This window comes from Citrobacter sp. Cpo071, from assembly GCF_030332765.1.
GTDB lineage: Bacteria > Pseudomonadota > Gammaproteobacteria > Enterobacterales > Enterobacteriaceae > Citrobacter > Citrobacter portucalensis.
The window spans coordinates 253,839-277,815 of record NZ_JAOWHE010000079.1 but is presented as its reverse complement, the minus strand read 5'-3'; the positions used below and the strand labels follow the sequence as shown (position 1 = coordinate 277,815).

The following is a 23,977-nucleotide window of genomic DNA, read 5'->3' as shown; positions in this document are numbered from 1 at the left end:
AATAAAATGATTTTATAAAAACCATAGACCCAAGTTATTTTACAAAACATTACTAACCGCTAGAATATGCCCCTGCTATTTAATATAGCAAAGTAGTAATTATCTAATATTTCAAATCCTGTAAGGATACAGTAATGAAAAAAGCAATTTTGGCAGTAGCTATGGTTATGGCAATGGGCTCAACTTCGGCAATGGCAGCGGATGCAGAAGGCGGTCAGCTTAATTTTCACGGTTTAGTCAGTGCTACAACCTGTACTAAAGTCGTTTCCACAAGCCGTGGTGATGAATCTACCGATGGCAACATCTATCTGGAAACCGCAACCCCGACGGATATCACCACTGAAGTCGCTGATGCTACCTACGGCGCAAAAGCAGAACCTTTCTCCATCGTTCTGAACTGTAAAGATGCATCCGAAGTGACCACCGGAACTAAGGCCAGTCTGTCAATGGTCTCTTCTTTTGGTAACACCAAAGGCACGCTGGATAACGACACCAACCTGACTGCCGCCGGTATGGCTGCTGCGAAGAACGTAAACATCGCGATTCACGATGCAGACACCAAAACGCTGATGAAAGTTGACGGTGCAGACGTTCACGAAGCCACCTTCGATGCCAGCCAGGTCGCCACCTATCACTTTGTGGCTTCCTACGTTAAAGCAAACGGCATTGATACAGTAACCCCAGGTCACGTTACCACTAACGCAATGTATACCTTTACTTATCAGTAAGCATTAACGCTTTACTGATGAAATAAGTATACAAAAAAGCGCGTTAATAGCATTAACCGGAATTATTACACCGTTTGTCATTAACACAGCTTGTAATAACGAGGTGAGAATTACGATTACTATCGCACCTCGTTTCTTAAATTAAGAACACCAAATCATCCACTGGCAAGGAATGCTCATGTTGAATTTTAAGAAAACGCTTACCACATTGGTACTAGCAGGAAGCTTATTGAGTAATACCAGTCATGCCGATATTATCATTTCCGGCACGCGCATCATTTATGATGAAAATAAAAAAGATGTCAGTATCCGCCTGGAAAATAAAGGTACCCGACCGCTGCTGGTGCAAAACTGGATTGATCTCGGGAATGATAATGCCGATCCAGGCAGTATTAAGGCCCCATTCGTCTCCACTCCTCCCGTTTCACGTATAGAACCAAAGCACGGTCAATCCGTGAAAGTAATGTTTACCCAAACCACAGCATTGCCAAAAGACCGTGAAAGCGTGTTCTGGTTTAACGTGCTGGAAGTACCGCCAAAAGCAGACGCCAACAAAGAAGAAAACAAAAGTTTGCTGCAGTTAGCTTTCCGCACTCGTATCAAACTGTTTTACCGCCCTGCCGGTTTACAGGGTTCGCCTGCAGAAGCTACCAAACAGTTGAAGTGGCAGATGGGGAATGAACAAGGTCATACGACGCTAAAGGTTAATAACCCAACACCTTACTACGTTTCATTTAATGATGCTGTCGTTACGGTTGGCGGGAAGCGCTATACCGTTGATGCCACCATGGTTGCGCCTTTGAGCAATGCCTCTTTTAACGTCAAAGGTCTACAAAATACCGTATCAGGCAAACTGGACTACCACGCCATTAACGATTACGGCGGCATGATCGAAGGCTCTGTTTCACTGTAATCGATTAATCAAAACGCAGGATGCAAAAGACGGTGCAAAACTTTCCTTATACCGAATCGATGCCGAAAAAAACGCTACTGGCGATGTGCTGTGCACTGCTTTACAGCCAGCCCGGTTTTGCCGCAGAAAGCGTCGAGTACGACAGCTCATTTTTAATGGGAAGTAGCGCGGCTAGTATCGATATCAGTAAATATTCCGACGGCAACCCTACGCCAGCGGGAACCTACAGTGTGAAAGTTTTCGTCAACGAGAAATCAGTAGCAAGCCTGACCCTACCCTTTGTTGATGTCGGTAAAAATAGCGCACAAGCCTGCCTGACATCGAAGAATCTGGCACAGCTGCACATTAAGCAGCCTGAGATCGGCAACGAACACGCTATTCTGAAAAAAGGCGATGAAGATGGGGATGACTGCTTAAACCTACCTGCACTTATCGAGCAGTCAAACGTAAGCTTTGATATGGGTGAGCAGCGCCTGGATATCTCCGTTCCTCAGGCGTGGCTCATTAAAGGTTATTCTGGATATGTCGAACCCTCCTTGTGGGAAAGCGGCATCCCGGCAGCCCTGTTTTCCTATACCCTTAACGGCTACCACAGCACCAACCACGATACTGACAGCGATAGCTTGTATGCTGCATTTAATACGGGCATCAATCTCGGTGCATGGCGTCTTCGTGCCAGTGGTAACTACAACTGGGCGAAGGACGGCGGCAGCAATTTCGAATACCAGAACCGTTATCTGCAACGCGACCTCCCGGCACTACGCTCACAGCTGATTGTCGGCGAAGCCTATACCACTGGCGAAACCTTTGACTCGGTGAACATCCGCGGGGCACGTCTGTATAGCGACACGCGTATGCTGCCTTCACAGTTGGCTAACTATGCGCCTATTATCCGCGGCGTCGCCAACACTAACGCCAAAGTGACCGTGACTCAGGGCAGTTATAAGATTTATGAAGCGACCGTTCCGCCGGGACCTTTCGAGATCAACGATATCAGCCCTTCCGGCTACGGTAGCGACCTGATCGTCACCATCGAAGAAGCTGATGGCAGTAAACGTACTTTCTCCCAGCCGTTTTCTTCGGTCATGCAGATGCAGCGCCCGGGCGTCGGACGCTGGGACGTGAGCGTCGGGGAAGTCAATAACGACGAACTTCATGACAAACCAAACCTGGCGCAGGGCTCATACTACTACGGTCTGAACAACTTTCTGACGGCCTACACCGGTATTCAGGCAACGGACAACGACTATTTCGCTGGACTCCTCGGTCTGGGTCTGAATACGCCCTTTGGCGCACTGGCGGTTGACGTTACCCATTCACGCGCAGATATCCCTGACGACAATACCTATCAAGGCCAAAGCTATCGCTTGACCTGGAACAAACTGATTGAGGCGACCGATACGTCGTTCAACGTCGCGGCCTATCGCTACTCGACGCGAGACTACCTGGGCCTGAATGACGCGCTAGAGCTAATCGACGATGCCAAATTCAAAGGTACTGACGCTGAACGCAATACCATGAATAACTTCTCGCGTATGAAGAATCAGGTCACCGTCAGCATGAACCAACCTTTGCAGTCCGCTGAGGTTGATTACGGTTCATTTTATCTGTCAGCCACCTGGACCGACTACTGGGCAAGCAACGAGAGCCGCAGCGATTACAGCCTGGGTTATGGCAAAGGATTTTCCTGGGGCAGCATGAGTATCAACCTGCAGCGCACCTGGGATGAAGAAGGCGATAAGGATGATTCGCTTTATATCAACTTCAATATTCCGCTGGAGAACCTGCTGGGTGGTGAACGTCGCCGCTCAGGATTCAGCAACTTGAGCACCCAGATGCGTACCGATTTTAACGGTGGGCACCAGCTCAGCATGAACAGTAGCGGCAGCAGCGAAGACAATAAGCTGAACTACAGCGTGAATACAGGCTACACCATGCAAAAAGAGGGGAAAAACATCTCCGATATTGGTGGATATACCAGCTATCAGTCCCCATGGGGAGATCTTTCAGCATCCGCCTCGGCGAATAACGACAGTAATCGTCAGTATTCGCTCTCCACTGACGGCGGTTTTGTGTTGCACAGCGGTGGTTTAACGTTTACCAACGACAACTTTGGCAACAGCGATGCCATTGTGCTGGTGAAAGCGCCTGGCGCTAAAGGCGCTCGGATTAACGGTGGAAGCAGCACAATTGATCGCTGGGGTTATGGCGCAACGAACTCATTGACGGCCTACCGGGAAAACCAGGTCAATCTCGACATCGACACGATGGATAACGACGTCGAGCTGAAGAGCACCAGCACCACACTGGTACCACGCGATGGTGCGGTCGTTTTCGCCAGTTTCGAAACCGATGAAGGGCGTTCAGCCATTCTCAATATGACGCGCAGCGATCACCAGACGATTCCATTCGGCGCCGAAGTTTATGAGAACAATGTACAGATCGGCAATATGGGCCAGGGCGGCCAGGCTTTTGTCCGCGGTATTAGCGATAACGGCGAACTTACGGTGCGCTGGTTTGAAAATAACCAACCCGCAACCTGTACGGCAACCTTCCTGTTGCCAGCAACGCAACAAACGGTCGGCACCAGCCAGACCCTACTGTTAGACAACATTACGTGTCGTGTCATTAACCACAATACAAATGGAATCCCCAATGAAAAGGAATAAGCGCTTTTTAGCTGCCTCCGTACTCGCGATGATATTTCCGCTAGCCAGTCACGCAGAATCTATCAACGTCGACTTTACTGCTACGGTAATAGCATCAACCTGTAACATTAAATTAACAGCACTCAATGGTTCGAGTGTTACAGACAATGGTGGGGATAAATACACTTTAACAATCCCTAATGTCGGCCTGGATAAAATTGAAAATGCAACGACTGCTGCGCAAGCCGATTTTAAATTAGTCGCGACGGAATGCAGTGCTGGCCTTAATAGTATTGTGACCAAAATAACGGGGACGACTATTTCCGGTAAGTTAATTAAAAACACGCTCACCGATACGACCTCTGCAGAAAATCTTGGCATGGGATTTAAACTTGTTAATACAGAGGATTCAGAGTTTATTACTCCAGATGGTTCAAGTAGTGTGACATGGGACGCCAATAATATTGCAAATGGCTTAGACATGACCGTTGCATTACGTGAAATCACGCAAGGACAAGGGACTCCTGGTGACTTTGAATCCTCAGCAACTTTTAGCTTTACCTATAATTAACAAGGACGAATAGCATGAGCCTAAAACTAACTAACACACTCTTGTTTAGCACACTATTAACAATAGGTACAGTGCATGCTGCTGAAACCAGCAGCCTTGAGCTAAAAGTAAAAACGACCGTCACATTGGGAACATGTTCTGCTCAGGTTATGGATGGTGATATTGCTACCAACACCATCGCTCTGGGAGATGTAACTTCATCGCAAGTTATAGCAAAAACATATACCAAACCGTTTAAAATTCGATTCAGTAATTGTGCTGGTTTGCCAGAGAGTAAAGCAACTATCAAATTTGACCGCAAGTCTGGAACCTCCTGCGCAGGTAGTAACGGGCCAGGGTTTCGAAATATTGGAGGAACATCATCCAGTATAGGACTTGAGCTATGGACAACAGAACAACCATCTGGTGCAGATAGCGTGCAATTGCTTTGTAACACACCCAACGCACAGGTAGTTGATGTATCTACAGCGAAAGGAAATACGAACTTCGACTATAAACTAAGCGCTCGATTGTTTGATGTTAGTGGTTCGGGTAAAATAGGTGCTGGTACATTCACATCGCCAACGACTTTGACAATTACATACCAATAATAGTTGATATAAATAGAACAACTATTTACTAAAAAATATATTGGGGTAAATATGTCATTGCATAGAAATTTCTATTTATCTTTATACTTAGGGCTGACAGCAGCCCTTTTTTCGCTATCCTGTCACCCCAGTATAGAGTTAGATCTTACAGCTAACATTATTAACAATACGTGTAATATTGAGGTTAGTGACGGCGGTACTGTTACTTTTCGTACAGTAGGGCTCGGTTATTTTGTACCTGGCATAACCTCTGAATCTGATTACGAAGGTGGTGAAATATTTTCCATCAAACTGTTGAGCTGTCCTGTCAGTGATAACGAAATAACCAAGGTGACGTTTGAGTTCACGCCGCAAAGCGGGCAGTTTGCCATCGGCAATCAACAGGTGTTTGCCAACGAGCTCACCAAGAGCGCAGGTGGGGCAGAAAACGTCGGCGTGGTGATATTTACCACGGACGTCCCGCGTAAGAATGTGTTGAATACTGATGGTACATCGCGAGCAACCTTTAGTGCAACGTCCTACAGCGATACCAGCTGGACCTTTTATTCCAGAATGCAAAAAATCCTTGATAGCGGCACGGTGACGCCAGGTCAATTAAGTAGCCATGTACTTGTCAATGTCACCTACCAATAAAATTCGGAACGACCATTAATAGGGAAATTAGCCATGAAGAAAAACATAGTCCTTTTAATATCATCTCTATTTTTATGGTTAGGAGCCAGCAACGCTTATGCCTGGTCTGTCTATATTGGGCAAGCGACCTCGTATCAAGGAGGTGCAGAATATGCAGATGTACAAGACTACTCAGCTCCATTCTCATGGAACCTGCTCCCTTCAGTTGCCGCCCATACAGAATCAGGCTTACGCGAACTTGCCGTTTCTGGTGCGACAGAATTTGATCCCAAGCATGGACTTAATTGTAACTATAACCACGATGTTCATAGTGTAAATCTTTATCATGGTTTTCAGAGTGCGGGTATTAAAAATAATAGCGGCAATCCATTATGGAAAACAAATACTACGGGTTTGTATCTTGGTATGGAAATTACCAAGATTAACTTTGGCACCGCCTATTATCCAGGGAGTTCATTTTGGGTTGACTGGAACGGCGGTGGTACGGATTATAAGTCCTTTGATCTGAATTTCATTAGTACCTCTTATGCAGATTTCTCCACTTTCTGTGATTCAATCGCATGGAAGAAAGGTTATTTTGAAATGGGGGGAATTGTTCTGTGGATTAAATTCCATCTTTATGCTGATGATACATTTAAGCCAACCACATCAGCAGTTAACGTTACCTTTCCAACAAGTACCGGTTACAACTTCCGATTTAAGCTTTCAGACACCAGTATCGGTGGTGGCAACCACTACCTTGATTACGTCATCAGTCCAGGTTCAATAACGATTCACTACCCAACATGTACTGCCACTGCCGTTACAGGTGAAGGTGTTTCAGGATCTACCGTGCCTTTTGGCAGTCGCAACGCAGAAGAACTGAAAGGCGATGGTGTGACAAAAGACTTTTCAATAAAATTAAGTAACTGTACCTACATTAAAAATGTCGAAATGAAGTTAGGATCAACAATAACAGGCAGCAGTGACAACGCATTATTGGGTAATACTTTAACATCTGGTGCCGCCAGCGGTATTGGCGTGACGGTTGCCGGCGAGAAGAACCCAGCAAGCATCAGCGACTGGATGACGATCATGCCAAACAACTCCAGCTCCGTTTATAAGTTTACGAATATGGAAGACTATACCTATAGCAATATCGGTAACCCCGATCAGATTCTGAATTTCAGAGCAACGCTGAAACAAGACGGTAGCAACACCATCAAACCCGGCGAGTTCAAAGCGACGGGCAGCTTCACTATCGACTATCCCTAAGCGCGTTAATCCGGCGGCTTTCGCTGCCGGGAATACACACAAAGGGCTAACGCTTTTCTGCTTCATTCCCCTACAATGCGGCCATTATATTCATCAATATTATGGCCGGAGAGGTTATGAGCAAACCCACCACTATCGCTGTGTTGCAGAAATGCAAACAAGAGAAAAAGCGCTTCGCGACTATCACCGCCTACGACTACAGCTTCGCTAAGCTGTTTGCCGATGAAGGCATCAACGTGATGCTGGTCGGTGATTCGCTGGGCATGACGGTACAGGGGCACGACTCCACCCTGCCCGTCACCGTTGAAGACATTGCTTACCACACCCGAGCCGTGCGTCGCGGCGCACCGAATTGTCTGCTGCTCTCCGACCTACCGTTTATGGCTTATGCCACTCCGGAGCAGGCGTTTGAAAACGCAGCGGTAGTCATGCGCGCGGGCGCTAATATGGTCAAAATCGAAGGCGGCGCCTGGCTTACGGATACGGTGAAAATGCTCACCGAACGCGCGGTGCCGGTTTGCGGCCATCTGGGATTAACACCCCAGTCGGTGAATATCTTTGGCGGCTATAAAATTCAGGGCCGCGGCGACGCCGGGCAGGTACTGCTGGATGATGCGCTGGCCTTAGAAGCCGCTGGCGCTCAGTTGCTGGTGCTGGAGTGCGTGCCGGTTGAGCTGGCGAAGCGCGTCACTGAAGCGCTGTCGATCCCGGTGATTGGTATCGGTGCCGGCAACGTCACCGACGGACAAATCCTCGTCATGCATGATGCCTTTGGCATTACTGGTGGCCATATCCCGAAATTTGCGAAGAATTTCCTCAATGAAGCAGGCGACATGCGCGCCGCAGTGCGGCAGTATATGGCTGAAGTGGAGTCCGGCGTTTATCCGGGTGAAGAGCACAGCTTCCACTAATTTTCTGACCGTGCCGGATGACGACGCTACGCGTCTTATCCGGCCTACGGTACCTCAGGCAACTCAAGGAGTCTTGTCGTGTTAATCATTGAAACCTTGCCGCTGCTACGCCAGCATATTCGTCGTCTGCGTCAGGAAGGCAAACGCGTCGCACTGGTTCCCACCATGGGCAACCTGCACGACGGCCATATGAAACTGGTCGATGAAGCAAAAGCGCGGGCTGATGTGGTGTTCGTCAGCATTTTCGTTAACCCGATGCAGTTTGACCGACCGGATGATCTGGTGCGCTATCCGCGCACCCTGCAGGAAGATTGCGAAAAGCTGAACAAGCGTAAAGTCGATTATGTCTTTGCTCCGGCCGTTGAAGAGATCTACCCGCAGGGTCTGGAAGGCCAGACTTTCGTTGATGTTCCCGGCCTCTCTACCATGCTGGAAGGCGCCAGCCGCCCAGGCCACTTCCGTGGTGTTTCCACTATCGTCAGCAAGTTGTTTAACCTGATCCAACCCGATATCGCCTGCTTTGGTGAAAAAGATTTCCAACAGCTGGCGCTGATCCGCAAAATGGTAGCGGACATGGGTTATGACATTGAGATCGTTGGCGTACCGATTATTCGCGCCAAAGACGGTCTGGCCCTCAGCTCACGTAACGGTTATCTAACGGCAGAACAGCGTAAAATTGCGCCAGGCCTGCACAACGTGATGAACGGTATCGCTGAAAAGCTGATTGCGGGTAATCGTGAGCTGCAAGAAATTATTACCATTGCCGAACAAGAACTGAATGAAAAAGGCTTCCGCGCCGACGATATTCAAATTCGTGATGCCGACACGCTGCTGGAGTTGACTGAAACCAGTAAACGCGCGGTGATTCTGGCCGCAGCATGGCTGGGTCAGGCTCGTCTGATCGATAATCAAAGCGTTACATTAGCCCAGTAGACAGGGGTTAAAAATCGGGCAATACTGCCTGAAGATTTCTCAAAGCAGGCCAGTCGCGCCTGCTTAGCCAAGGTAAACGACAGGGTATAGAAGTTATGATTCGCACCATGCTGCAAGGCAAGCTCCACCGCGTAAAAGTCACGCAGGCGGACCTGCACTACGAAGGCTCCTGCGCCATCGACCAGGATTTCCTCGATGCCTCAGGTATTCTGGAAAACGAAGCTATTGATATCTGGAACGTGACCAATGGTAAACGTTTCTCAACCTATGCCATTGCGGCTGAACGCGGCTCCAGAATCATCTCGGTGAACGGTGCAGCGGCGCACTGTGCTGAAGTTGGCGACATTGTGATTATCGCCAGCTTCGTCACCATGTCTGACGAAGAAGCCCGTACATGGCGTCCGAAAGTGGCCTATTTTGAAGGCGACAACGAAATGAAACGTACTGCAAAAGCCATTCCGGTACAGGTCGCCTGACAGCCCTTACCCCTGCGGCTGATTGACTATCAGCCGCGACATTGTTTCCAGCGAATCCGTCCGCTGAATATACAGCCGCTTTAGCAACATCGGGTTATCGCCAGGCTTCACCTTCCCTTTCACCGTCGTCACCGCCAAATGAAAACCGGCATCATGCGCCGCTTTCACCGCCGTCGCGTTATAGCCGCCAAACGGGTAGGAAAGATAGAGCACATGCGGATTAAACTGCCCGAGCGCCCGACGGGAGTGTTCAAAATCAAACAGAATATTGTGATAGTTACGGCTGAGTAAAATAGGTCGTCGCTGGCCATCCACCCGATGCAAGAAATGGGTGTGCGACTGGAAGTCGAAAACATCTTTAATCCCTTCCAGCTCGGAAATACTCATAAACTGCAGCGATTTCGGATCCCACTTCTGTGGGTGGCGCTTGATACGTGAGCTAATGATAAACGCCGTCGCCTTAAAGCCATACTGCTTGAGGACGGGATGCGCATAGCGGCTAACGGACTTCAGGCCATCATCAAACGTAATAACGACCGAACGCGCCGGAAGGTTTGCGCGATTATTGAGGTAGTCTTCTAACTGATACATCGTCAGCGTGGTATAGCCCATATCTCGCAGCCAGGTCATCTGGTTACTGAACGCGCGCACTGATGTGGTGGTGGAGGTATGACGAAAACGCGTGTTCTCTTCATCGCGCAGAATATGATGGTAAGTCAGAATCGGGATACCGTTATCCTGCTGAGCATCCAGCGCGCTAATGTAGGCCAGTCTGCCGCCAATGCGGATCTGGTACCAGGTCTGGTTGAGACGGTCTTTAAGCTTGCTGATAACCGGATATCGCAGATTATCCGCCAGCACGCCAAACGGAGCGCTACCGACATCCGGAGCGTTATACACCGGCGTATCTTTCCAGGTAATCAGGTTCTGGTTACTCAACGGTTTATTTAAGTCACCCAGGCCGTCTTCCACACGCTGATGCCCCTGCACAGGTTCCAGGTGCCCTTTGTCGATGTAGCCTTTGCCAAAACCGAAGTTGAAGGTGTAGTAATCCTTTGCATCCGGTTCAACGGCAATAATCTGTCCCGCGCGTAAATTACCGACAGTCTCCGTCTTATTGCCAATATGCGCCCAGATCACCGCATCTTCCGTGGTTTGCATATAGCGAGCGGGCAAGGCCGCACCTACGCCACCAGAAAACAGGAGCAACAGAACAAACAGAACGCGCATAACCATATGATTTAACCGAGGCGAGAAACCTCGGTTATTGTAGCAAAAGCATCATCAATACCAATGATTAATACTCATACAAATCATGCTTCAACACGAAGGGGGGATTTTTTTGTTGTTGATGCCAGAGGCTGGAGACTTCGGGGCCGCCAAGCGCGACGATGCAATCGCGAAACGCAGAACTGCTCAGCGATTCCCGTGACGAAATCATTCGCTCAAGCAATGGATAGCTGATACCTGAAATCACTTCGCACTGGGGATGTTTATGACTCATTAACGAGGCTACACGGTATGGCGCAGCCCCGGCCATATCCGTCAGGAATACTACCCCTTCACCTGAATCTGTAGCATGCAGGGCATGGCACATCATGCGGCTTAACATATTCGAGCTGAGCCCACGCCAGAAACTTACCGCCTGACATTGCTCCAACGGACCGTACTTTTTCTCCAGACGATGCAGCATATCCTGTGCCTTATCGTCATGACAGGTAATTACCCAACCTAACATTGCCTACCTCCTTAGCAGGCAAGTAGTTTATCAGGGTGATAAATCGGTAATGGTGATAAGCATCAAAAGTCTTCCTCTCCCGAGTCAGGAGAGGAAGAAAGAATTAGCTACGCAGGCCGCGTCCACGCTGAATCAGGTACCAGCACAGCAAGTAAAACGCCGCAATGAACACCACCAGCACGCCAAACGTGGTGACCAGCGGAACATCATGAATACCCAGGAAGCCGTAGCGGAAGCCGCTAATCATGTAGACAATTGGGTTCAGATGCGACAGTCCCTGCCAGAACGGCGGCAGCAGCGTTAACGAATAGAACACGCCACCCAGATAGGTCAGCGGCGTCAGCACGAAGGTGGGGATCAGGCTGATATCGTCAAAGGTTTTAGCAAAGACTGCGTTCAGCAAACCGGCCAGCGAGAACAGTACCGCCGTTAACACCAGCGTGAGCGCCACAAAGACCCAGGAATGCACCTGGAACGGCACGAAGAACAGTGAAATAGCCGTCACCAGAATGCCTACGCACAGGCCACGCGCCACGCCGCCGCCGACAAAACCGGCGATAATCACGTGTGTCGGCACCGGGGCGACCAGCAGCTCTTCGATATTGCGTTGAAACTTGGCGCTAAAGAACGACGAGGCCACGTTGGCATACGAGTTGGTGATCACTGCCATCATAATCAGCCCCGGTACAATAAACTGCATGTAGCTAAAGCCATGCATTTCGCCGATACGCGAGCCGATCAGGTTACCAAAGATAATAAAATAGAGCGTCATGGTGATGACGGGAGGCACCAAAGTCTGGACCCAGATACGCATAAAGCGGTGGATCTCTTTCGCCCAGATGCTTTTCAGCGCAACCCAGTAAAGCTGCATCATGCGCGATCTCCTTGTTTTTCATGCACCAGAGAAACAAACAGTTCTTCCAGTCGGTTCGCTTTGTTACGCATACTCAATACCTGAATGCCCTGTGCGCTCAGCTGAGAGAAGACGCTGTTGACCCCTTGTTCACGCAGAACCTCCACTTCCAGCGTGGAAGTGTCGACCAGTCGGTACTGATAACCTTCCAGTTTCGGCAGCGGACTTTTTGGTGCCAGATCGAGGATAAAGGTCTCGGATTTCAGCTTGGAGAGCAGACTCTTCATCGAGGTGTTTTCCACCAGCTCGCCGTGCTGAATAATGCCGATATTACGACACAGCATTTCCGCTTCTTCGAGATAGTGAGTGGTCAGAATAATGGTGGTGCCTTTGTCGTTTAAATCCTTTAAAAAGCCCCACATTGAACGACGCAGCTCAATGTCGACGCCCGCCGTTGGTTCATCCAGAATGAGTAATTTCGGCTCGTGCATCAGCGCACGGGCAATCATCAGACGACGTTTCATCCCACCAGACAGCATGCGCGCGCGCTCGTTACGTTTTTCCCATAAATCGAGCTGCTTTAAATATAGTTCGCTGCGTTTGACCGCTTCTTTATGCTCAACACCGTAGTAACCCGCCTGGTTGACCACGATCTGCTGCACGGTTTCAAACGGGTTAAAGTTAAACTCCTGCGGCACCAGACCAAGCTGACGTTTAGCGTTAACCGTATCTTTATCGAGATCGTATCCGAAGACGCTTACCCGTCCGGAAGTTTTATTCACCAGCGAACTGATAATGCCGATGGTGGTGGATTTACCTGCGCCGTTAGGGCCTAAAAGCGCATAAAAATCACCCGCTTCGACTTGCAAATCTATGCCGCGCAGCGCCTGAACGCCACCGGGATAGGTTTTTTTAAGTTGTTGAAGTTCCAGAGCAATGGTCATGTTTTTATACTTACCTTACGTTCTGACATTTTATATATAGTTTAAATAATGATGGAGTTACCCTATATTAGCCCATCGAATTTATCTGGCTTCGGGTCGTGCTACTCCATGAAAGACATAGATACACTCATCAGCAACAATGCACTATGGTCAAAGATGCTGATAGAAGAAGATCCCGGATTTTTTGAAACGCTGACACATGCCCAGAATCCGCGTTTTCTATGGATTGGATGTTCCGATAGCCGCGTTCCCGCTGAACGATTAACCGGTCTTGAACCGGGCGAATTATTTGTTCACCGCAATGTTGCCAATCTGGTTATTCACACCGACCTGAACTGTCTCTCAGTGGTTCAGTATGCGGTGGATGTGCTGGAAGTGGAACATATTATTATATGCGGCCACTATGGATGCGGCGGCGTCCAGGCGGCGATTGAAAATAAAGAACAGGGGCTGATTGATAACTGGTTACTGCACATCCGCGATATCTGGTTCAAACACAGCTCACTGCTGGGCGAAATGCCGCAGGAACGTCGTATGGACACCCTGTGCGAACTGAATGTCATGGAACAGGTCTATAACCTGGGCCACTCAACCATTATGCGTTCAGCCTGGAAGCGCGGTCAGAAAGTGACCATTCACGGCTGGGCTTACGGTATTCATGATGGCCTGCTGCGCGATCTCGACGTCACCGCCACCAGCCGCGAAACGCTGGAACAGCGCTATCGCCAGGGGTTGTCTAACCTGAGTCAGAAACACAGTAACCATAAATAATGTGACATTGCCGGGAGGCGGCGACGCCTTACCCGGCCTACAAACCTGCGCCATCAGGCGCTCCAGCCAGTTACTCGTCCAGCAGCACCACTTTGCCAACATACGGCAGATGGCGATAACGCTGGGCATAGTCAATGCCGTAACCGACCACAAACTCATCAGGAATTGAGAAGCCGATAAACTCGACCGGAACATTCACTTCACGACGAGAAGGTTTGTCCAGCAGCGTACAAATAGCCAGGGATTTCGGCTCGCGCAGGCTCAGAATTTCACGCACTTTGGACAGCGTATTGCCGGAGTCGATGATGTCTTCGACAATCAGCACGTCCTTGCCACGAATGTCTTCATCCAGGTCTTTCAGAATTTTAACATCACGCGTGGTAGACATTCCGCTGCCATAGCTGGATGCCGTCATGAAATCGACTTCGTGAGAGACATGCACTTCACGGCACAGATCCGCCATAAACATAAATGAGCCACGTAACAGACCAACCAGCACCATATCGCTGCCGCTGTCCTTGTAACGTTCGTTAATCTGACGCCCCAGTTCAGCAATACGCGCTTTGATCTCCGCTTCCGGGATCATGACTTCAACAGTATGTTTCATATATCTAACCATATGATTTAAAAACAAATCACTTAATGCTTACTTTAAATAAGCCAGCATCTAAGCGCAAGGCACGCAGTATACCAGCAAAAGCATTCATACGCGGCATCTGTTGATAAAGTTCATAATGTGACAATGGTCACGCGTTTTAGCTCCTATAATTAACTGCTATTAAAGAAATAACACATGTGATGGTATTTTTTATGGCAAATAACAACGTACGTTCTCAACGGCTTATCGTGACCCTGAGCGCCGTATTCGCGGCACTTTGTGGACTGTATCTCCTGATTGGCGGAGGTTGGCTCGTCGCCATTGGCGGCTCTTGGTATTACCCGATCGCGGGCCTCGCCATGCTCGGTGTGGCGCTTCTTTTATGGCGCAGTAAACGCTCTGCCCTTTGGCTGTATGCCGCCCTGCTTCTCGCCACCATGCTTTGGGGCGTATGGGAGGTCGGATTTGATTTCTGGGCGCTGACGCCGCGTAGCGACATCCTGGTTTTCTTTGGTATCTGGCTTATCCTGCCTTTCGTCTGGCGTCGCCTTATTATCCCTTCCAGTGGCGCAGTAGCGGGGCTGGTGGTGGCCCTGCTGATTAGCGGCGGTATCCTGACCTGGGCTGGCTTCAACGACCCACAAGAGGTTCACGGAATGTTGAGTGCTGATGCCACCGTGGCCGAGGCTATCTCTCCGGTTGCCGATGAAGACTGGCCTGCTTACGGTCGCAATCAGGAAGGTCAACGCTACTCTCCGTTGAAACAAATCAACGCAGACAACGTTCATCAGTTGAAAGAAGCCTGGGTATTTCGTACCGGGGATTTAAAACAACCCAACGATCCCGGTGAAATCACCAATGAAGTCACGCCCATAAAAGTAGGCGATACCCTTTATCTGTGTACCGCCCACCAGCGACTTTTTGCCCTGGACGCAGCCAGCGGTAAAGAGAAGTGGCATTTCGATCCTCAACTTAATACCAATACCAGCTTCCAGCACGTAACATGTCGCGGCGTTTCCTATCATGAAGCCAGACCGGATACGGCTTCAGCAGAGGTGATGGCCGACTGTCCGCGCCGTATCCTTTTGCCGGTCAATGATGGACGACTGTTTGCATTGAATGCCGAGACCGGCAAGCCATGTAAAACCTTCGCCAATAAAGGCATTTTGAATCTGCAGACCAATATGCCGGATACCACGCCGGGTCTGTATGAGCCGACATCACCGCCCATCATCACTGATAAAACCATTGTGATTGCCGGATCGGTGACTGATAACTTCTCCACCCGCGAAACCTCCGGCGTTATCCGTGGCTTCGATGTGAATACCGGTAAGCTGCTGTGGGCGTTCGACCCAGGCGCCAAAGATCCTAATTTCATTCCTTCAGATGAACATACCTTCACCTTTAACTCGCCGAACTCCTGGGCGCCTGCGGCCTACGACGCGAAGCTGGATCTGGTATATCTGCCCATGGGTGTCACCACGCCGGATATTTGGGGCGGTAACCGCACACCGGAGCAGGAACGTTATGCCAGCTCCATCCTGGCGTTAAATGCCACTACCGGGAAATTGGCCTGGAGCTATCAGACCGTTCACCACGATCTGTGGGATATGGACTTACCGGCGCAGCCAACTCTGGCGGATATCAACGTCAACGGAGAGAAAGTTCCGGTCATTTACGCCCCGGCAAAAACCGGTAATATCTTTGTGCTCGACCGCCGTAATGGTGAACTGGTGGTGCCAGCCCCGGAAAAACCGGTGCCGCAAGGTGCAGCCAAAGGTGATTATGTCAGCAAAACCCAGCCGTTCTCCGACCTCAGCTTCCGTCCGCATAAAGATCTCAGTGGCGCGGATATGTGGGGCGCAACCATGTTTGACCAGTTGGTGTGCCGCGTAATGTTTCATCAGTTGCGCTATGAGGGCATTTTTACCCCACCTTCAGAGCAGGGCACACTGGTGTTCCCGGGTAATCTCGGCATGTTCGAATGGGGCGGCATCTCTGTTGATCCTAACCGTCAGGTCGCCATTGCCAACCCAATGGCGCTGCCGTTTGTTTCGAAGCTGATCCCACGCGGTCCCGGCAACCCAATGGAACCGCCAAAAGACGCCAAAGGTACAGGCACGGAGTCCGGTATTCAGCCGCAATACGGCGTACCGTTCGGCGTAACGCTTAATCCGTTCCTTTCACCATTTGGCCTACCGTGTAAGCAGCCAGCATGGGGTTATATCTCCGCGGTGGACCTGAAAACCAATCACGTGGTGTGGAAAAAACGTATAGGTACACCGCAGGACAGCATGCCGTTCCCAATGCCGGTTCCGGTGCCGTTCAATATGGGGATGCCGATGCTGGGCGGACCTATCTCAACCGCGGGGAACGTGCTGTTTATCGCCGCGACTGCAGATAACTATCTGCGTGCGTACAACATGAGTAACGGTGAAAAACTGTGGCAGGGCCGTCTGCCGGCCGGTGGCCAGGCAACGCCGATGACCTATGAAGTGAACGGTAAGCAGTATGTGGTAATTTCCGCTGGGGGCCACGGCTCATTTGGCACGAAGATGGGCGATTATATCGTGGCATACGCGTTGCCGGACGACGCGAAGTAAAATGGTTAACGCCCGCGATTCAGCGGGCGTTTTTTTATTCAAACTTCAGTGACAGTAGCGACGCTTTTGCGGCTTCCTGATACTGAGCCACCAGATCTTTGGTCATATTGAAGGAGACCTGCACCGCTTTCTCATTTTGCGAGGTAATCAGCAGCATATTGAGAATTTCAGTATCCGGCGCTTGAGAACGGAAGGTAATCAGCCACGCTTTATGCCCATCAACCGTGACAGGTTCGGCCTGCGGATTGAAGTTGGTCAGCATCTTCAGCGTCGCATCCTTTGCCATATCCAACTGAGCGGCAGGCAATGCGTTGCGCCCGGCGGTAATACCTAAAGACGCTTTACCGCGTTCGTCACCGTAAATCACCTGTGGACGGTTTTCAGAAGGGTATTTGATTTTTGCCATTTCGTCCGGCATCGGCGTGAGCGTCTGAGGAATTTCAAGGCTTAAATTCAGTTTTGAAATCTGTTGGCGTTCCATCTTCATCGCAGCTTGTGCCGAAACCGCCAGAAGCATAATAAAAGATGCCGTCAGTACTTTACGCAAAAGGGTCATGCATACCTCGTGATAAGTGATTAACCTCATCAGTATATGCATGCTTCTACTGGACGATAGGGTAATAATCCGTTTTTGGAATAAACATTTAGCGGATAGCGCCACCGCTATCCGCCGCTGTTTATACGGTGAAGCCGAGCATCATCCCGGTATCTTCATGCTCTAACAGATGGCAATGCGCCATATAGGCATGCTCTTTTGGCGCGTCGTGGTCAAACTTCACTAACACCTCGCTCACGCCGCCTTCTACCCGCACAGTGTCCTTCCATCCCGCGCGGTGTGCGGCAGGCGCTTTGCCATTCTCAGACAGAATGCGGAACTGCGTGCCGTGAATGTGGAACGGATGCAGCATCATGTCGCCCTGGCCGGAAATCACCCAGCGTTCGTGCTGACCTTTCGCCGCGGCAAACATCGGTTTATTCATATCAAATGCCTGGCCATTAATCCGGTTGGCATTATGGAAATCGAATGTTCCATGCTTCATGTTGCCCATGTCGCCATGCTGCATATTCCCCATCTCACCGTGGTTCATATTGCCATGATTCATATTCCCGTGACCCATATTGTCATTGTTCATATGGCCCATCATTTTCCCATGATCCATACCCGCCATTGCCTGAGCGCCGTACTTCTTCATCAGCATTTGCATGCCCATCATGTCGAGCATCGGATCCATAGACAATTGCAGTTTGCGCACCGTCAGCCCCTCAAGCGATGGCAGTGCGGGCATAGACGTCAGCGTATCCGGCAGCGTGCCGGAAGCGGTAATCAGCAACGGTTGAACGCGCATCACCGGGTGCGGCTTATCGAATGGCGCAATCGCCATCCCCATCTGGCTGACTGGCAGAGTGACCAGATCAAAAGCTTTGCCGTCACTGACATCCACCAGCACTTCAAAGCGCTCGCCCATCAGCATAGGAAGCTCGGTCACTTTTACCGGTTCCGCCAACAGTCCACCGTCGCTGGCAATGACGTACAAAGGACGATTGTCGCTGGCCGCAATGTTCAGTGAGCGTGCGTTACAACCATTCAACAGACGCAAGCGCAGCCAGCCGCGCGGTGCCGCATGCTGAGGATAAATCGCCCCGTTGGCCAGCAGCGTATCGCCAAACCAGCCGACGGCGGCGGTCATGATGTCCAGTTGATAATCAACCTGCCCATCAGCAGAGAACTGTTTATCCTGAATAATCACCGGCACATCATCAATGCCCCACTGCTTAGGCAGCATCAGCTTGCGAATCTCTTCATCTTCAATTAGCACCAGTCCGGCCAGTCCCATAGCTACCTGACGGCCGGTCTTTCCATGCTGATGCGGGTGGAACCAGCAGGTCGCCGCCCGTTGATCCGGCGTGAAGGTCACTGAACGTTTCCCGCCCGCCGGGATAATGCCTTGCGGTCCACCGTCGACTTCACCGGGGATTTCCAGACCGTGCCAGTGCAACGTCGTCTCTTCGGCAAGCTGGTTATGGATATCCACGGTCACCGACTGCCCTTTGTTCAGCTTGACCGCAGGTCCGAGTAAATTGCCGTTATATCCCCAGGTCGTCGCTGTTTTACCAGCAAAGCTCGATTTTCCGGCTTGCACCACCAATTGCATACGGTTTGAGGCATCCGCGGTTAACAGGTCAGGAATGGGCAATGCAGGGCGGTCTGCGGCAAATACGCTCCGGCTCCACAGAGGTAACGCTGACGCGACGCCCAGCGCCACGGAGTACTTTAAAAAGTCACGACGTTGCATAATCACTTCCTTATATTCAGCAGCTTAAGCAGGCTATCTTTTAAGCATAAGCCTTCCCCTTACGGGAAGGTCAAGTGAACGGCTAATAATAAAGGTCGTCGCTTCGCTCGCAGTATGCTAACGTTTAAATTCCGTGATGCAGTGGTAGAAGCAATGAAGACGTTTTTCAGAACAGTTTTGTTCGGCACCCTGATGGCCGTATGCGCAAATAGCTACGCGCTCAGCGAGTCCGAAGCCGAAGATATGGCCGATTTAACGGCAGTTTTTGTTTTTCTGAAAAATGACTGTGGATACCAGAATTTGCCTAATGGGCAGATTCGTCGCGCACTGGTCTTTTTTGCCCAGCAAAACCAGTGGGACCTGAGTAATTACGACACCTTCAATATGAAAGCGCTGGGTGAAGACAGCTACCGCGATCTCAGCGGTATCGGCATCCCAACAGCAAAGAAATGCAAAGCGCTGGCGCGTGACTCTCTGAGCCTGCTGGCCTACGTTAAATAATCTCCGGCGCAATCAGGGTTGAGAGTGCAGTTACTCTGGCTGTACCAGCGTCAGGGCAACGGATTGCGCTTTTAATTCAGCCTGCGCGTTTGGCGGTAGATTCACATCGGTAACAACATCGGTAAAGCAACTAAGCGGCGCGACGTTAAATAACGAATGTGCGCCGTACTTACTGCTATCCGCCAGCAATACCTTCCGTTGGGCATTCGCAATAATTTCCTGCTTTAATCCCGCTTTGTCTTCCGTTGGCGTGGTTACACCCTTTTCCATACTCCAGGTGTTACAGCTCATAAAAGCAATATCAGGATAGACGCTGCGCAACATTTTCCGGCCAAACTCACCAATACAGGACTGGCTGCTGTCATCGATGCGTCCACCGACGATCGTCACCTCTATCTGACGGAATTCTGACAAAAACAGGGCAATATGCAGATCAACGGTAATCACTCGCAGCGGCAAATGCGTCAGACATTTTGCCAGCTCCAGCATTGTGGTACCGGCATCAAGCACCACGGCATCGCCCGCACGCACCATTGAGGCGGCAAAACGCGCAATCGCCCGTTTCTCAGCAGGCGATCGCAGTTGCTTTTCGTTTGTGGTTGGCTGCGCCGCTTCAAAGCGTCGTAACGCAACACCGCCGTGGCTGCGGCTGATCACACCCTGTTCATCCAGCTTGATGAGATCGCGCCTGATCGTTGCTGGAGAGGCGTCAACCGCGTCAACCAACTGTTCCACGGTAACCAGCGTATGATTTTTCAAATACGCCACAATCTTATCCAGACGGTGTTGCCCTTTCATAACAGTAAATTACGCCAGTTGCATTGCCAGTTTGATCGATACGGCCATGCTCTCAGATTTTGCTTTTCCCGTCCAGGCGATATCAAATGCCGTACCGTGATCGGCAGAGGTACGAATAAACGGTAAACCTGCTGTGATATTTACACCATCATAGAAACCCAGCAATTTCAGCGGGATATGCCCCTGATCGTGGTACATCGCCACCACCATGTCATACTGACCTTCATAAGCCTGTAAAAACACGGTATCCGGCGGGCACGGACCGTAAACATCCATCCCCTTCGCTTTCATATTCTCAATCGCGGGTCCGACAATACGAATTTCCTCATCGCCAAACAGGCCATTCTCTCCGGCATGTGGATTCACCCCCGCAACGGCAATACGCGGGTGTGCAAAGCCTACGCGCTTCAGGAAGGTATCCGCGATACCAATCACCGTTTCGACACGTTGCCCATTGAGCGTATCAAGGAATTTGCGCAGTGCGATATGCGTCGAAACATGGATAACTTTCAGCTTATCGGTGTACAGCACCATCGCATAGTCGCGGCTTTCGGTTAGCGTTGCCAGCAGTTCGGTATGTCCAGGATAATTGTGTCCACCGAGATGCAGCGCTTCTTTGTTCAACGGCGCGGTCGCGATGGCATGTACATCCCCCTTCATCGCCAGTTCAGTCGCCCGCTTCACACAGCGATAGGCCAGATCGCCCGCCTGCGCCTGCACTGTACCAGGGACCAGTTCGTCAGGTTTCGCCAGCGGTTCATCAATCACATGAATCGTATCTGGCGTGAATCTGGCATCGGCGACCTGTTCAATAGCGCGAAATGTTACTCCGTCAGCCAGCCCCTGAGCCTGTAACCGCTGCAGCGTTTTTAGGCACCCAACCACCACCAGCGGTGCACCATTAAGTTCATCTTCGCGTAGCGCTTTAACAATAATTTCCGGACCAATCCCCGCCGGGTCTCCCATCGTAATCGCAATTGTTTTAGTTACCACGGTACATCTCCTCAATAAAATACAGCGCATCGCAAAGGGTCGTATCAGAACCGAATCCACCCGCTTTGGTAATAACCGGCAAGTCGTCAATCTCGCTATTCACAAACGTTCCGCACGGAATACAGGGGGCGACTTCACTGTGGATGCGATACCCTTCTGCACCCAACGCACTGGCGACCGCCGTGGCAATATCGCCTCCGGTCAGGAACAATCCGCCGATACGTGCTTGTTCAATAATGCGCAGCGTTATCTCCCCTAGACGCTGACTCAGAAGTTCTCCCAACTGCTGGCGACTCATCCCCACGTTGAAACACAGCGTGTCGATCATGTCCCGGTCTTCTGCACATCGACTGGTGCGTAAGATCGTGTGCTGCTGCTGGCTCAGTTGCGCGCAAGCCTGTTCAATAACAGAGTCCATTTCCGGTGCAAATGACGATGCAACCAACCGCGCAGCATCGATATCAACGACTTTTGCCCGACCCTGACACACCGCTTTTTCCACCTGACGTCGCGTTGCCTCACTCATTGAGCCAGCCACAACCAACACCGGTAATTCCTGCTTTTCTTGCATAAACGTTGCGGCCGGTAGCGCATTGGCCAGCCCTGCCGCCCCTACGAGCAGCGGCATCTGTTTTTGCTCACAAACCGCCTGCGCAATGAGCGCGAGATCTCGCTCTTCCACGGCATCCACCACCACCATACATTCGCCGGCTTTTGCAAAAGCGCTCAGCAACGCACTCAAGCTTCCCCGACGCACATCCACCAGCGACACCTCATGTACAGGGACATCGCTTTGCAGTGCGACCAGTTCAGCAATACGCGAAGAGTGAATAGGCGTTTTTGGATCGCTGGCGAATTCCGTTTCCAGCAGCGGCACACCATGGACCAGGCACAAGCCATCCTGCGTAGTGCGCCCGGCAGCAGGAATTGCCGCCGCAATCACGGCCAGCGTCCGACCGGCTGTACGCATGGCTACAGTGACTTCAGCCCCCACATTGCCACGAAATGTCGAGTCTATTTTTTTGTATACCAGCGGTGTTGCTTCGCCCTCACACCATGGCGCTAACGCTTGTTGTACAGCCGCGGCGGCCTGCGTTGCCGGCATCGCCCGGCTTTCCGTATTGATGACCAGAACATCGGCGCGGCGCGACGGTTTCTGCGCTGGGGTCAGCATTACTTCGGTACGCGCCCCTTTTTTCGCCAACTGTACGCCGGTATCGTTAGAGCCCGTAAAGTCATCGGCGATAACGATCATTTTCATGCTTTCTTCTCCTGCACGGTCTGACGAGACTGCCTTTTCGCGACCCACGACGTAAGAATTGGCGTCAGAATGGCGGTTGTAATGACCGACGCAGCAATCAGCGGCGCTGCCGCAGCGGCAACCTCTGCCAGCGAGGGATCGGCGTGTGCTATGGCCAGTGGCGTCGCGACGGCGTTCCCCGCCGTACTGGATGCCGCAGCACCAGCAATACCACTCCCGCCTACCAGACGATCGGCTCGAATGTTAAAGAAACCGCCCACAAAGGTGGTCAGTACGCCCAGCAGAATGCCCGCCAGACCGCCTTGCAGCAGCATTTCCAGGTTAATACCGGCTCCAAGTGCAAATGCAAAGAAAGGAATGAGCAGTGGACCGCCTTTGGTCAGGAAGTCACGCATATTGGCATCGAGATTACCGAGGATCATGCCAACCACCAGCGGAACAAGAACCGCCACCAGCGCCATGATAGGAATATTTGCCATACCCGCCGCGCCCAGCGCGATCATGGTAAAGAAAGGCCCGTCATTCAGAGACAAAATGGAGATCGCACCGACATCACGTTCATTGCCAAACTCGCCAACCAGCGCCGCGTAAAGCCCGCCATTGGAGTTACTCATTGCCGCAATAATGGCAACACCGCTTAAGCCAAAGATGCCCTCCGCGCCAAACAGGTGTTCAACCCCGAGACCAATTGCAATCGCGACCAGTAACTTGGTCAGCGTAATCGTGCCGCCTTGTAGCAAAGCTTGCGGCGCCGCCTTTACGCTAATTCCCGCCCCCATACAGAGCAGGAACGCGCCAATCAAGGGAGCCGCGCCATTTTTAAATAAAGCCGTGGTGAATCCACCGATCTGCAACGCCTGCGGGGCAAAAGTGTTGATAATGGCACCGATAACCAACGGCACAACCATCATGCCGCCGGGTACGCGTTCTATTGCCTTCTTGATGTTCATGGTCTTCCCGCCTGTT

General features: G+C 50.9%; 24 protein-coding genes. 13 read left to right on the top strand and 11 right to left on the bottom strand.

The features are described 5' to 3' along the window. Positions 1 to 134 precede the first annotated feature (134 nt). The 10 genes from OGY09_RS11770 (at position 135) to panD (ending at position 9,657) form a co-directional block, all read left to right on the top strand. Positions 135 to 728 carry a fimbrial protein gene (locus tag OGY09_RS11770; RefSeq protein WP_032942388.1) on the top strand — a complete coding sequence of 198 codons (594 nt, stop codon included), beginning with the start codon at positions 135 to 137 and terminating at the stop codon, positions 726 to 728. A 178-nt stretch (positions 729 to 906) separates the two neighbouring features. Beyond that, complete coding sequence (locus tag OGY09_RS11765; protein WP_008786240.1) at positions 907 to 1,641, top strand: fimbrial chaperone; 735 nt, start codon at positions 907 to 909, stop codon at positions 1,639 to 1,641. A 59-nt stretch (positions 1,642 to 1,700) separates the two neighbouring features. Then, positions 1,701 to 4,310 (top strand): outer membrane usher protein, encoded by a 2,610-nt coding sequence (locus OGY09_RS11760; RefSeq protein WP_032944302.1) that lies wholly within the window; start codon positions 1,701 to 1,703, stop codon positions 4,308 to 4,310. Continuing rightward, on the top strand, positions 4,297 to 4,860 hold the full coding sequence (locus OGY09_RS11755; RefSeq protein ID WP_032942387.1) for a fimbrial protein: 564 nt from the start codon (positions 4,297 to 4,299) through the stop codon (positions 4,858 to 4,860). Before OGY09_RS11760 ends, OGY09_RS11755 begins: the two co-directional genes overlap by 14 nt. A gap of 14 nt (positions 4,861 to 4,874) precedes the next feature. Beyond that, complete coding sequence (locus OGY09_RS11750; RefSeq protein ID WP_008786237.1) at positions 4,875 to 5,450, top strand: fimbrial protein; 576 nt, start codon at positions 4,875 to 4,877, stop codon at positions 5,448 to 5,450. A 51-nt stretch (positions 5,451 to 5,501) separates the two neighbouring features. After that, positions 5,502 to 6,083: a fimbrial-like protein gene (locus tag OGY09_RS11745; RefSeq protein ID WP_008786236.1), complete on the top strand. Its 582-nt coding sequence runs from the start codon at positions 5,502 to 5,504 to the stop codon at positions 6,081 to 6,083. A gap of 33 nt (positions 6,084 to 6,116) precedes the next feature. Beyond that, a complete protein-coding gene (locus OGY09_RS11740; RefSeq protein ID WP_275399081.1) occupies positions 6,117 to 7,337 on the top strand; it encodes a fimbrial protein in 1,221 nt (406 codons plus the stop codon). 116 nt (positions 7,338 to 7,453) lie between these two features. Further along, a complete protein-coding gene (gene panB, locus OGY09_RS11735; protein ID WP_008786234.1) occupies positions 7,454 to 8,248 on the top strand; it encodes a 3-methyl-2-oxobutanoate hydroxymethyltransferase in 795 nt (264 codons plus the stop codon). A gap of 78 nt (positions 8,249 to 8,326) precedes the next feature. Continuing rightward, entirely contained in the window at positions 8,327 to 9,181 is an 855-nt protein-coding gene (panC, locus tag OGY09_RS11730; protein WP_008786233.1) for a pantoate--beta-alanine ligase, read from the top strand. 95 nt (positions 9,182 to 9,276) lie between these two features. Further along, entirely contained in the window at positions 9,277 to 9,657 is a 381-nt protein-coding gene (gene panD, locus OGY09_RS11725) for an aspartate 1-decarboxylase (RefSeq protein WP_000621526.1), read from the top strand. A gap of 6 nt (positions 9,658 to 9,663) precedes the next feature. Here the strand turns inward: panD and OGY09_RS11720 are convergent, their stop codons facing one another. From OGY09_RS11720 to OGY09_RS11705, 4 genes are all read right to left on the bottom strand, one after another. Continuing rightward, complete coding sequence (locus OGY09_RS11720; RefSeq protein ID WP_032942386.1) at positions 9,664 to 10,893, bottom strand: polysaccharide deacetylase family protein; 1,230 nt, start codon at positions 10,891 to 10,893, stop codon at positions 9,664 to 9,666. A 61-nt stretch (positions 10,894 to 10,954) separates the two neighbouring features. Continuing rightward, complete coding sequence (locus OGY09_RS11715) at positions 10,955 to 11,395, bottom strand: PTS sugar transporter subunit IIA (protein ID WP_032942385.1); 441 nt, start codon at positions 11,393 to 11,395, stop codon at positions 10,955 to 10,957. Positions 11,396 to 11,498: 103 nt separating this feature from the next. After that, positions 11,499 to 12,269, bottom strand: coding sequence for an ABC transporter permease (locus OGY09_RS11710; protein ID WP_003829467.1), 771 nt, complete (start codon positions 12,267 to 12,269; stop codon positions 11,499 to 11,501). After that, positions 12,266 to 13,192, bottom strand: a complete 927-nt coding sequence (locus OGY09_RS11705) for an ABC transporter ATP-binding protein (RefSeq protein WP_032942384.1) — start codon at positions 13,190 to 13,192, stop codon at positions 12,266 to 12,268. The genes OGY09_RS11710 and OGY09_RS11705 overlap by 4 nt, the downstream gene beginning before the upstream one ends. A 108-nt stretch (positions 13,193 to 13,300) precedes the next feature. On the opposite strand from OGY09_RS11705, the gene can reads away from it, so the two are divergent. Further along, positions 13,301 to 13,963 (top strand): carbonate dehydratase, encoded by a 663-nt coding sequence (can, locus tag OGY09_RS11700; RefSeq protein WP_008786227.1) that lies wholly within the window; start codon positions 13,301 to 13,303, stop codon positions 13,961 to 13,963. A 70-nt stretch (positions 13,964 to 14,033) separates the two neighbouring features. On the opposite strand, the gene hpt is transcribed toward can, so the two are convergent. After that, on the bottom strand, positions 14,034 to 14,570 hold the full coding sequence (gene hpt, locus OGY09_RS11695) for a hypoxanthine phosphoribosyltransferase (RefSeq protein ID WP_003018658.1): 537 nt from the start codon (positions 14,568 to 14,570) through the stop codon (positions 14,034 to 14,036). A 203-nt stretch (positions 14,571 to 14,773) separates the two neighbouring features. Here hpt and OGY09_RS11690 point away from each other — a divergent pair, with 203 nt between their 5' ends. Beyond that, the gene (locus OGY09_RS11690; RefSeq protein ID WP_032944297.1) at positions 14,774 to 17,164 is read left to right on the top strand and encodes a glucose/quinate/shikimate family membrane-bound PQQ-dependent dehydrogenase; all 2,391 of its coding nucleotides are present in this window, start codon (positions 14,774 to 14,776) and stop codon (positions 17,162 to 17,164) included. 34 nt (positions 17,165 to 17,198) lie between these two features. On the opposite strand, the gene OGY09_RS11685 is transcribed toward OGY09_RS11690, so the two are convergent. After that, a complete protein-coding gene (locus OGY09_RS11685; RefSeq protein ID WP_032942383.1) occupies positions 17,199 to 17,720 on the bottom strand; it encodes a hypothetical protein in 522 nt (173 codons plus the stop codon). A gap of 121 nt (positions 17,721 to 17,841) precedes the next feature. Then, a complete protein-coding gene (cueO, locus tag OGY09_RS11680) occupies positions 17,842 to 19,458 on the bottom strand; it encodes a multicopper oxidase CueO (RefSeq protein ID WP_032942382.1) in 1,617 nt (538 codons plus the stop codon). 153 nt (positions 19,459 to 19,611) lie between these two features. Between cueO and OGY09_RS11675 the strand changes: the two genes are divergently transcribed. Continuing rightward, positions 19,612 to 19,959 carry a YacC family pilotin-like protein gene (locus tag OGY09_RS11675; RefSeq protein WP_032941691.1) on the top strand — a complete coding sequence of 116 codons (348 nt, stop codon included), beginning with the start codon at positions 19,612 to 19,614 and terminating at the stop codon, positions 19,957 to 19,959. Between the two features lie 30 nt (positions 19,960 to 19,989). On the opposite strand, the gene OGY09_RS11670 is transcribed toward OGY09_RS11675, so the two are convergent. From OGY09_RS11670 to OGY09_RS11655, 4 genes are read right to left on the bottom strand one after another with little or no spacing between them, the layout of a single operon-like run. Further along, positions 19,990 to 20,757: a DeoR/GlpR family DNA-binding transcription regulator gene (locus tag OGY09_RS11670; RefSeq protein WP_032942381.1), complete on the bottom strand. Its 768-nt coding sequence runs from the start codon at positions 20,755 to 20,757 to the stop codon at positions 19,990 to 19,992. 9 nt (positions 20,758 to 20,766) lie between these two features. Next, positions 20,767 to 21,750 carry a D-threonate 4-phosphate dehydrogenase gene (locus OGY09_RS11665; protein ID WP_008786220.1) on the bottom strand — a complete coding sequence of 328 codons (984 nt, stop codon included), beginning with the start codon at positions 21,748 to 21,750 and terminating at the stop codon, positions 20,767 to 20,769. After that, on the bottom strand, positions 21,740 to 23,011 hold the full coding sequence (gene dtnK / locus OGY09_RS11660; protein ID WP_032942380.1) for a D-threonate kinase: 1,272 nt from the start codon (positions 23,009 to 23,011) through the stop codon (positions 21,740 to 21,742). The genes OGY09_RS11665 and dtnK overlap by 11 nt, the downstream gene beginning before the upstream one ends. Beyond that, the gene (locus OGY09_RS11655) at positions 23,008 to 23,961 is read right to left on the bottom strand and encodes a 2-keto-3-deoxygluconate permease 1 (RefSeq protein WP_032942379.1); all 954 of its coding nucleotides are present in this window, start codon (positions 23,959 to 23,961) and stop codon (positions 23,008 to 23,010) included. Before OGY09_RS11655 ends, dtnK begins: the two co-directional genes overlap by 4 nt. Between the last annotated feature and the right edge of the window lie 16 nt (positions 23,962 to 23,977).